General features: G+C 53.5%; 8 protein-coding genes. 4 read left to right on the top strand and 4 right to left on the bottom strand.

Annotated elements, in window-relative coordinates; genetic code table 11:
* The first annotated feature begins 523 nt into the window (after positions 1-523).
* Positions 524-2,299 carry an asparagine synthetase B gene (locus IGS16_RS00040; protein ID WP_367185681.1) on the top strand — a complete coding sequence of 592 codons (1,776 nt, stop codon included), beginning with the start codon at positions 524-526 and terminating at the stop codon, positions 2,297-2,299.
* Positions 2,300-2,364: 65 nt separating this feature from the next.
* Here IGS16_RS00040 and nrdJ read toward each other — a convergent pair whose 3' ends face one another.
* A complete protein-coding gene (nrdJ, locus tag IGS16_RS00035) occupies positions 2,365-5,646 on the bottom strand; it encodes a ribonucleoside-triphosphate reductase, adenosylcobalamin-dependent (protein ID WP_297082219.1) in 3,282 nt (1,093 codons plus the stop codon).
* 392 nt (positions 5,647-6,038) lie between these two features.
* Between nrdJ and IGS16_RS00030 the strand changes: the two genes are divergently transcribed.
* Positions 6,039-6,608 (top strand): hypothetical protein, encoded by a 570-nt coding sequence (locus tag IGS16_RS00030; protein WP_297082217.1) that lies wholly within the window; start codon positions 6,039-6,041, stop codon positions 6,606-6,608.
* 324 nt (positions 6,609-6,932) lie between these two features.
* Here IGS16_RS00030 and IGS16_RS00025 read toward each other — a convergent pair whose 3' ends face one another.
* Entirely contained in the window at positions 6,933-7,058 is a 126-nt protein-coding gene (locus IGS16_RS00025) for a hypothetical protein (protein WP_297082215.1), read from the bottom strand.
* Positions 7,059-7,348: 290 nt separating this feature from the next.
* Here IGS16_RS00025 and IGS16_RS00020 point away from each other — a divergent pair, with 290 nt between their 5' ends.
* Both IGS16_RS00020 and IGS16_RS00015 read left to right on the top strand, forming a co-directional pair.
* Positions 7,349-7,561, top strand: a complete 213-nt coding sequence (locus IGS16_RS00020) for a helix-turn-helix transcriptional regulator (protein ID WP_297082213.1) — start codon at positions 7,349-7,351, stop codon at positions 7,559-7,561.
* Between the two features lie 17 nt (positions 7,562-7,578).
* Positions 7,579-7,791, top strand: coding sequence for a helix-turn-helix transcriptional regulator (locus IGS16_RS00015; RefSeq protein ID WP_297082211.1), 213 nt, complete (start codon positions 7,579-7,581; stop codon positions 7,789-7,791).
* A 321-nt stretch (positions 7,792-8,112) separates the two neighbouring features.
* Here the strand turns inward: IGS16_RS00015 and rnc are convergent, their stop codons facing one another.
* Positions 8,113-8,796 (bottom strand): ribonuclease III, encoded by a 684-nt coding sequence (rnc, locus tag IGS16_RS00010; RefSeq protein WP_297082210.1) that lies wholly within the window; start codon positions 8,794-8,796, stop codon positions 8,113-8,115.
* A complete protein-coding gene (locus IGS16_RS00005) occupies positions 8,789-9,055 on the bottom strand; it encodes an HNH endonuclease signature motif containing protein (RefSeq protein ID WP_297082208.1) in 267 nt (88 codons plus the stop codon). The genes rnc and IGS16_RS00005 overlap by 8 nt, the downstream gene beginning before the upstream one ends.
* Between the last annotated feature and the right edge of the window lie 233 nt (positions 9,056-9,288).

Below are 9,288 nucleotides of genomic sequence, written 5' to 3'. Positions count from 1 at the left end.
TTCATCGTCCTCAGCCGCATTCCAGCCTCTTAGTTTTGTCAGTCAAGCAGCTCCTCCAACACTTGTTTGACCTCCTCCCGGCTTAATGTTGACTGCTCTTCCTTTTTCATTCGCTCAACTTCTTCAATAATTTGCTGAAGTTGAGCGTTTGTGATTCTAGAAGTCATAACACCTCCAAAAGGCTAATCAATTGGGGTATATCGGATAACAAGCGTGAACACATGAACACTTAAAAGAAGGCAACCTTCATAAACGATTCAGATTGCTGAGGAGTGATTGACATAATCTCTATGGGTAACCTGAAACTAGCCAAACATCTAACACCCTTGTGCTATTCCCTAGGTCAGTCTTTGGGCTACAACTTCTTAACAACTCCTTAGAAGATGCATTTTTCCCTTTAACGCAGGTGGCTAGATCAACTGTCTAGGTTTAAGTACTAGACGCTAATCTTTAGACTACATGTAGACTACATACCCGTAAGCGTATACATTTTGACTTCACATGGAGCAGTTTGCCCCTAGCTATGCTTTTCCTCAAAGGTCGGTTCCAGTCTTTTTTCCAACCCTCACTCCATAAACTTCCCGCATTTGCCCCTCAACTCGCACCCGCCTGGAAGATTGCTTTTGGGTCAATCGAACTCCTGCCAGAAAAACCAGCCTGGCAAGATGGCAGTGTTGCCTTTTTCGCTTCACCCCTGTCTGCTCCATCCTCCCCAAACCTGATTCCGGTCTTCAGCCCCTCAAGGCGCTGGGTTGTCATTGGGACTGTTTGGTTGTGTCAGCCAGCCCCTTTGGCCGAACAGCTTGGGCTAACCAGGAAGCCAGAGAGTGACTTACATCTGGTTGCCCAACTCTGGGAGCACCTCGGCGCAGAAGATGCCTTGGCTCCGTGGCAGCAACTTATAGGAACGTTTGCCCTTGCGGTCTACGATCGCGAACGCCAAACGCTGACCCTTGGCCGCGACCCCGCTGGTGTGCAGACCCTCTATTACACAACCGATGGAGCCATTCGCTGGATTGCCCCTCGCATGCAATCGCTCCTGCCTTATCACAACCGAGAGATAGACGAGATTGCCCTGCGGGACTACCTCTGCTGTGCCTTCGTTCCTGGCGATCGCACCCTTTGGAAAGGGGTACGAAAGCTGTCTCCTGGAGCAACGCTGCGACTACCAAACGACCAAATCCAGCCCTACTGGACATTGCAGGAGCAGATTGTGGGAGCAACAGAGTCTATTGAATGGCACAGTCAGAGATTGCGACACCTGTTAGAAGAAACGGTGAAAGATGCCCTGCCTAAACATGAACCCGTCGGCTGCTTTTTATCAGGGGGGATTGACTCAAGCTGCGTGACAGCGCTAGCTAGTCAACTTCACTATGCGCCAGTGCATACGTTTTCGATTCACTTTGGTGAGCAATATCCTAATGAACTGGAATTCTCGTCACTAGTTGCCCAGCATTGCCAAACCCATCACCACATCCTTCAAATTTCTTTGTCTGACCTATGGGCATTCTTGCCTGAAGCCATGGCGCACTTGGATAATCCCATTGGCGATCCGCTCACTGTTCCAAATCTTCTGCTAGGTCGGCTGGCAAAGCAGTTCGTGAACGTGGTTTTGAATGGTGAAGGGGGTGATCCATGCTTCGGCGGCCCAAAAAATCAGCCCATGCTGATCCAGAGTCTTTACGGCAGGTTTAACCAACAAGACGCGGTTCAAGCCTACCTCATCAGCTTCCAAAAGTGCGCCGTTGAGTTGCCGCAATTGCTCAAGCCAGAAATATGGCAAGCAGTGCGGTCAGAACCCTACTACTTTGAGGGCTGGCTTAATTCAGACCTGCATTATCTGAACCGTCTGATGGCGATTAACATTCGCTTCAAGGGGGCAGATCACATTCTGACAAAGGTCAGTAACCTGACGCGAGCAGTCGGTTTAGAAGGGCGATCGCCCTTGTTTGATCCGCGAATGGTTGATCTGAGTATGCAAATTCCACCAGAACACAAGCTCTCTGGCATTCAGGAAAAAGCTGTCCTCAAGCAAGCAGTTGCAGATTTATTACCCGATGTCATTGTAAACCGCCCCAAAAGCGGCATGATGGTGCCGGTGCAGATTGGGTTTCAAAAACACTGGCAGCGGGAAGCGCGGGCTTTGCTATTAAATCGGAAAGCAGCCATTTCTCCTTATCTTAATCACGCTCTGATTCAAGATTGGCTTACCTACCAGGGTGATACTTGGCGACGCTATGGCGTGAAACTCTGGTTGCTGGCAAGTTTGGAGAGTTGGCTCCAGGTACATCAACTCTAGCAGAGCTTCAGGCCCTGCTAGAGAAATTTGCCGTTTCTGACGTTGACGCTCTGGATCGCCAATCTCTATTTTCCTTGCTCCGGCAACATGCACTTGTCGCTGTCGCAGCCAGCGGGCCCCGCTTCGATTAGCTCGCCAGAGTCGTATCTGGCCAGCGCGGCGTAAAAGTCAGCCGTGCGCTGTCGCTCCTGCACCTCACGCTGGAGCTTCAGATACGTAGCCCGATCGATCTTCTCGAAAGGCAGCCGGGGGAAGGGCGCGTTGAACCGGGCCAGTAGGGCAGCGCTGATGTAGCCCTGATCCTGGGCGATCGCCCCATAAATTGCCTGGGCCAGCGGCTCGATCTCGTCTTCGTTTAGCTCGATGGTGGCGCTGGTGTTGTGCGCGGTGTAGTGCTGCTGCACCTGCATATAGAAATCGAACTGAGCCAGGGCGCTGAATTTCTCAATTTCGATTTCGTCGGCTCCGGGTAGGTTTGCCCAGGGAACCTCCACGGGAATTTCCACCAGCCACTCGGTGCAGCGCGGGTCAAACGGGTCGTTCAGCAGGTTGCCGTCGTCGTCTTTGTCGGATTGCGACGGCACAATGCTGTAGCCATAATCCAGGCAGGCCAACGCTACGGGATCATTCTTGCGGAAGGTGATGCGACGGATGAAGCGCTGGGCCTTGGGCGGGTGCCAGCCGGGAGACGCACCCGTCAGCAGGGATTTTGTGCCCGCAGGCTGGACGGTGGTGCAGCGGTTGGGGCGGCGGAGTTGATGGCGATCGCAATAGTCCCACACCACGCGATGCACCACCTCTTTCCAGTAGCTCAGGTATTGCTGCTCCTTCTCCTTAAACTCTAGCCCTTTCACCGTGTCGGGGCGGCCCTGCGCCCACCAGCGCAGCCATTCCACGCCAAACGCCTGCACAAAAAAGTCAAATAACCCAGTGAAGGACACGCCCACGATTGGGTCTTCTTCTCGCGACTGCTGATAGCGCGGCTCGGTAAAGCGGTGGTTGAGCAGCGCTGCAACGGAGAGCGCTCCGGCAGTGAAGGCATCTTCTTGCTGTTTGAAATCAAACGGATCGAGCTGATTCAGGTGAACTTCCGCCAGGTTGCAGTGGAAGTTTTCGCCAATGATTTCTCCACAGTTGTGGGCAACCAACCCGTTAGCATCGAAGCAGGCCGGGCCGGGCACGGTGCAGTCATACACTGCTTCTGTCCCGTCTGCTTGCAGCGCAGCGACCGTCACCGCAAACCGCTCACGGTTAAGTTGACGCTTGTAGCCCTTGAGCGCCTCCTCCAGCTTTTGGGCTTTTCGGGGTTCCTGAAACCCGACTAACTTCTGGAACTGGTGTAAGTTGTCTTTGGCAATGACCAATTCGTGCTGGGCTTTGCAGGCGTAGGGCGCAGGTTGGCGATCGCGATCGGGCAGCAGACGATAGCCAGCAGAACGGCGATTTTCGTACAGAGTCGCAATGATGCCGAGTCGAGCCAGCATCCGCTGCACTGCTTTCAGGGTGTTCAGATTGCTCTGCGCCAGCCGCACACTGACTCCTTTAATCTGATCGCCTTGGACGCTACCATCGGCATCAAATAGCCCGCGCAGAAAGCCTTGATGAAATTCGCAGCTTGTGGCTTCCAACGCAGCGGTCATCTGCTTTTGTCCTGGCCTCATGCCAAACTGGGCCGCGAGTTTCGCCAGTCCGGTGGAGTTAATTACCCGGTGCTTAAGCTGGGCGTGATAGTGAGCTTCGGGCGTTATCGGTTCGTAGCCAACGGCAGTTTTCAGAAGCTGGATTGCGTGCTGGCTCATCTCTGCTTGCGATTCTTGCCAGTAGCGCAGCACGGCGGTGTCACTCCACTGGGTTGTGGACAGGCTGCCGTCGCCCAGCAGGTTGCCCAAAAGCCAGCCCTCTTCCCAGGTTCCTGCACCATCCCACGGGTTAAGGTCGCGGTGGTTGTGCAACAAAATGCGATCGCCCGGTTGCAGGTCTTCTGCCGCAACCCATTCGGTGTATTGCGCCTTCTGGGTCTGGGCAGTGACCTTGAGCAATCGATGGTTGCCCGTCAGCCGTAGCGCAAAGCCCTCCTGAGTAGAAAGTTTGAATACAGGCTTCGTGCCAGAGTAGAAAAATCCCTCCGGTGTGGTGCTGAATAGCTCACCGTTGACATAGGTGCTGTGCTGCTTGCCGATCAGGTCTTTGACCTGGCGCGGCCCGTCGCCTGTGTGAACCCAGGTTTCAGCAGTCACACAGGGATTCAGCCCATAGCGGCCCTCGCCCTGGGCGCGACGTTCCGCTTCTCCTGCCCACTGAATCGCGCCTTCACCGGAGTAGTATTGCTTGCGGACGGCTTCGGTGCATTCCTCCAGCGTCGGCTTGCGGTGAAACACGCGAGTATGGTTCGCCATGCGGAGCGCGTCACGTTCGGGGTCGATGCGCCAGTTGCCCTCGGCATCCTGCATCCAGAGGTTGTCTTTGGCTGTTTTCGCCAACTCATCTTCGCTGTCGAACTGGCGCATCCCAGCAGAGCGGCGGATATTTCCAGCAACCACACAGGCGGCTGCCTCGTCGATCAGCAAGCAGCACTCAATGGAATTGAGCTGGCGGCCGAGGGCTTTGTTCAAAATCGCCGCGCATCGTTCATAAAGCTGGGGCAGTCGGATGGGATTTGCCACGCCGCCAAAGCCCTTCAGCCGTTCACCCGCTGGACGCACATCGCTGAGGTCGATAGTAACGGTGACTTCGCCGTTAAACTGCTCGTCGGTGGAGAGTTCCAACACCGTTTGATAGGACTTGACCCAGCCCTGGCGACTGTCGCCCACGCGAATCGAGACGCGATCGCCCTCCACAGTCACCGTCGTCTCACTCTGGCGCTGGTCGGCGGGCGTGCTGCCGATGTCGCCCTGCATAATAACGTGGAGGCGGTTGCGAATGGCGGGCAATTGGTGAATATACTTTGGCTCCAGTACCGCGCCCGTGCCGCAGCCCATCATGGCCAGATCCATCATCAACCCAAAAGCCCGCCAGTCCACGACGTTGGTGCTGGTGCAGTTATAGGCTCCAGAGAAGTTTTCGGGGCGATCGGCCCAGGCGGTGCCGCCCACCCACAGCCAGCGACCAGAGGGCAGACTCTTGACCTGGCGCTGCATCCGGCCAAGCAGGCCGGCTTCGCTGTCGGTCAGCTTGCCCAGCTTGATGATGCCACTGAGCGTGCGATCGCACACTTCTTCCCAGGTCTCGCGCCGCCCTTCCGCCTTTTCGCCCCGGCGGCTGTAGGTACGATAAAACACGGGGTTGGCGGCGGGCGCAGACGCGGGAAAGGGACTGGTTTGGCTGGGCCGTTCGATGTTTTGAACCATAGGGCGATCGCTCGTATGTATCGTGGAATGGTGTTGTGAAGTTGCGCTGTGAAAAATCTTGCAAAGGCACTGGAAAACCCAGCGGGCACACCCTTAATTTCACCCTCTCAATCTCACATCCTCAATATGTAGTGCCATTATAGCGGGCTGTCTCTAGGCATTACACTATATACGCTCAGGTTTGAAAATTCAAGATTTTTCTAATGGTGGCTGTCTAGGGGCGATCGCCCTTGGGCACGACCTGAAACCCAGTACCCACAGGGGGGATCTTTGGCATCTCAGCTATTAACTCTCCGAAAAGAGTTATTGCTGCGTAGTATCCACACTACAGCGCAATCCGCGCTTCGCCTGAGCCAAACGCCAGGTGAGCGACCAAACCTGAGGAGAGCAAGATGCGAAAGTTCATTTCTACGGCGATCGCCCTGACGCTGGCGGGCAGTGTAGCCACTCCGGCGATCGCCGCCAACTGGGAATATCAGGGCGTTGCCGTGACTGGAGAAGACGTTTACCTGGATTTAGATTCTATCCAGCCCCACGGACGAGGCGGCTACTTCTTCCGATATCAAATCGGTCGAGATCAACGGTCTGCATACACCCCCTGCGATGGGCGTTGGCAGGTGTTTAATCGGAATGGCGATGCTGAACCCCTGATACGGCCACAGTCGCCAGCCACGCGCAACATGCTGAACCGAGTTTGCAATTCTGCCGCCACGAACTGGGAATATCTCGGTGAAGCGGTGGGCGGACAGGCGGTGTATCTCGACTTGAGTTCCATTCGACTGGTTCAGCAAGGGAGCTATGTCTTCAACTATCGGCTGGGGCAGGAGCTACGCAGAGCCATGACGGCCTGCGATGGAACCTGGCGAGTTGCGGATGCAAGGGGTAGCTTTGGCGCAGCCCAGCGACCCCAGTCGCAAGCGACAACAACCATGCTGAGTCGGGTCTGCAATGCGGGTCGATAAGCCTGTTCTAGGGAAACTCGGCCGAGCAGCCTGTAGGCCAGCACAAGGTTCTGAATAGCCCTGAATAGCCCTGAATACTTGGATTTCAGTTGGGAAGGCGCGACCGACCCAACTGATTTTTTTGCAGTCGCTCTGGCAATATTTCCTAGCTATGACCGCAACGTGCGATTCGCGAAGCGTTCGCGCAAGTAGTGCGGCGCATGTTCCCTACGGGAATCGCCCTCCTGACCAATAGCGCACCAAAATGCAGATCACTTCGCCCTCCACCAGCGACGGCAGCGGCGGCGACCATTCGCCCGCTTCGGCAAAGCGCCGGACATGAAGCTAATGCACAATATGATTTACACCGGGCAGCACGCCGCAAATCAGAATGCGAACGGGCTGCTGACCGTTTGGCGCAGCAGGAACGGGCACCCGAAGCAAATCGGGTACGGACTTTGGAGTTATCATGATGTCACCTGAAATCAGGTAGGGCGTGCAAAGTTTATCCTCAGTGCAATCGGTGTAGATCCCCCTAAATCCCCCTTAATCAGGGGGACTTCCGGAACAGCTCGGTTCCCCCCTTATTAAGGGGAGTCAGGGAGGATCAAACCTGGCGATCTGGCAAACAGAACTTATTGCACCTGTAGAGGAGAAAAAGAAAAGCGATCGCCCTTCTCTCTCAAAATATGCCTTCGTTGCATACGCACCATTGGCATATCGAAATCATATGTTGCATACGCAACGGTATCAAGCAAAACATGGGTTATGTCAGACTTCGCATCAAAGAGCTAGCCGAGCAGAGAAGCTGGACGCTGAAAGAAGTCGCTGACTATGCAGGTGTGAACTACAACACGGTGAGAAGCTATGTGCAGCGAGACATGCTGAATACTGTTGATCTAAGTGCTGTGTTCAAGATAGCTCGCGCCTTCGACGTGTCGATCGAAGACCTGGTAGAAATTCTGGAGGAATAAGGCGACTGTCTTGCTATATGGGGCTAATTCGGCTAAAAATTCGAGAATTTGCAAAGCAGCGGGGCTGGACGCTCCGAGAAGTTGCCGAACGCGCCGGACTGAACTACAGCACCGTCAAAAACTACGTGCAGCGCGACGCAATGACCATGACTGATTACACAGCACTTCGCAGACTGGCGATCGCCTTCGACGTGTCGATCGAGGATTTAGTTGAAATTCTAGAAGAATAGAAGCAGCGCATTCATCCTCCATCCCTCTCCCAAAGGACGACGCGCCCTGCGCCAAGCCATCCGCCAGTGGGCACGCCGTCATGCAACTCGCTAATCTCCTTATAGGAGACCGTCCGCGTGGCATAACGTATCAAGCTAAAATCAACAGCGCGTTATGACTAGAAGCTAAAAACTGAGTCAGCACCGCGGGATATTAGGCAGATGCATACAATTCAACTAGCTTCAAAGCTGCGATCGCGTTTCACTACGCCTCCAAGCCGACTGGCTGAGTTTTGCCAGCGGGAAACGCACTAAGTCATTTATTAAGGTAGCCTCAAAGCCTCAAAATAGTCCGCGTTTCTTCAGTCTAGCCAGCGCATCTTCAGCAGCTTGCTTTTCAGCATTCTTCTTACTGCGACCTGTTCCTTCACCGTAGAGCTTACCATCTACATAAACTCTTGAAAGGAACTGCGGAGCATGATCCGTTCCACCAATCTTCTCGGTGTCATATTTTGGAGGCGCTTTTGCCCCATTTGACTGCACAATTTCTTGAAGTTTATTCTTGGAATCGACATTTGAAAGGGCTACTATTACATCCTTAGGAACAGACTCAAACAGTTGTTCTATCAATGGACGTAACACCTCAATATCTCGATTTTTGTCGAGATAATAAGCACCAACCACCGCCTCAAACGCGCTGCTGAGAAGGTTTGGATTCTGGTATCCCCCGTCACGAATAGCCCCTTGTCCAAGCCGAATTCTAAAATCTAGACCAACTTCAACAGCAAATTTGGCGAGCTGTCTCTCATCAACCAGCGCCGCTCTGCGCCTAGTCATTTCATCCTCTCCCAATTCAGGGTAGCTCCGATACAAATACTCGCCACTAATGAAATTTAGGATTGCATTACCCAAGAATTCTAGACGCTCATTATGTCCGCCCTCATCAGGATTTTCATTGACATAGGATCGATGAGTGAGCGCTTGGCGTAGAAGTTTTTCGTTGTTGAACACTAAAATTTTATGCATTTTGGGCTTCCAATGGACTGAGGATAGGTTGAGAGGTGAATCTCTGCTTAGGCGGATAAAGACTGTTGCCGCGAGATTGATTGCAAGGTCGGCAGGCCAACCGTAAGTTTTCGAGAGAATTCGAACCACCCCGACTTTTGGGTCGTAAATGATCGAGGGTTAATTTCTCCGCGGGCAGGTCGCACTGACACCACCAACAGCGCGAACCAAACTCGCTGATGAGTTTGGACTTTTTGGTTTGTTTTTGTTTGCGGGTCATGTTGAATTCCTTTGCTAAAGGTTGCGTAGCATTGGAATATCAGACGTATAGACAAGATCTCTACCTGAGCAGATATCCAAAATCAGAGTGGTAGCGTAATAGGTTCAAGCCAAACCATTAGGCTTGAATCACATTAGGCTTAAATCATCTGCGTAGATCAAGTCACTCAGTCACTTTGACCCCTGGTTGACTGACAAAACTAGTCGGGGGCATAGCTGTAGGTGTGTATTTTG

This window comes from Thermoleptolyngbya sp. C42_A2020_037, from assembly GCF_015272455.1.
Classification (GTDB): domain Bacteria; phylum Cyanobacteriota; class Cyanobacteriia; order Elainellales; family Elainellaceae; genus Thermoleptolyngbya.
This window is presented reverse-complemented; position numbering and strand designations above follow the sequence as displayed.

Excerpts from the sequence above, each read along its gene's own strand:
- IGS16_RS00040 (WP_367185681.1), top strand. The coding sequence starts at position 524 with ATGCTTTTCCTCAAAGGTCGGTTCCAGTCTTTTTTCCAACCCTCACTC.
- nrdJ (WP_297082219.1), bottom strand. The coding sequence starts at position 5,646 with ATGGTTCAAAACATCGAACGGCCCAGCCAAACCAGTCCCTTTCCCGCG.
- IGS16_RS00030 (WP_297082217.1), top strand. The coding sequence starts at position 6,039 with ATGCGAAAGTTCATTTCTACGGCGATCGCCCTGACGCTGGCGGGCAGT.
- IGS16_RS00025 (WP_297082215.1), bottom strand. The coding sequence starts at position 7,058 with ATGATAACTCCAAAGTCCGTACCCGATTTGCTTCGGGTGCCCGTTCCT.
- IGS16_RS00020 (WP_297082213.1), top strand. The coding sequence starts at position 7,349 with ATGGGTTATGTCAGACTTCGCATCAAAGAGCTAGCCGAGCAGAGAAGC.
- IGS16_RS00015 (WP_297082211.1), top strand. The coding sequence starts at position 7,579 with ATGGGGCTAATTCGGCTAAAAATTCGAGAATTTGCAAAGCAGCGGGGC.
- rnc (WP_297082210.1), bottom strand. The coding sequence starts at position 8,796 with ATGCATAAAATTTTAGTGTTCAACAACGAAAAACTTCTACGCCAAGCG.
- IGS16_RS00005 (WP_297082208.1), bottom strand. The coding sequence starts at position 9,055 with ATGACCCGCAAACAAAAACAAACCAAAAAGTCCAAACTCATCAGCGAG.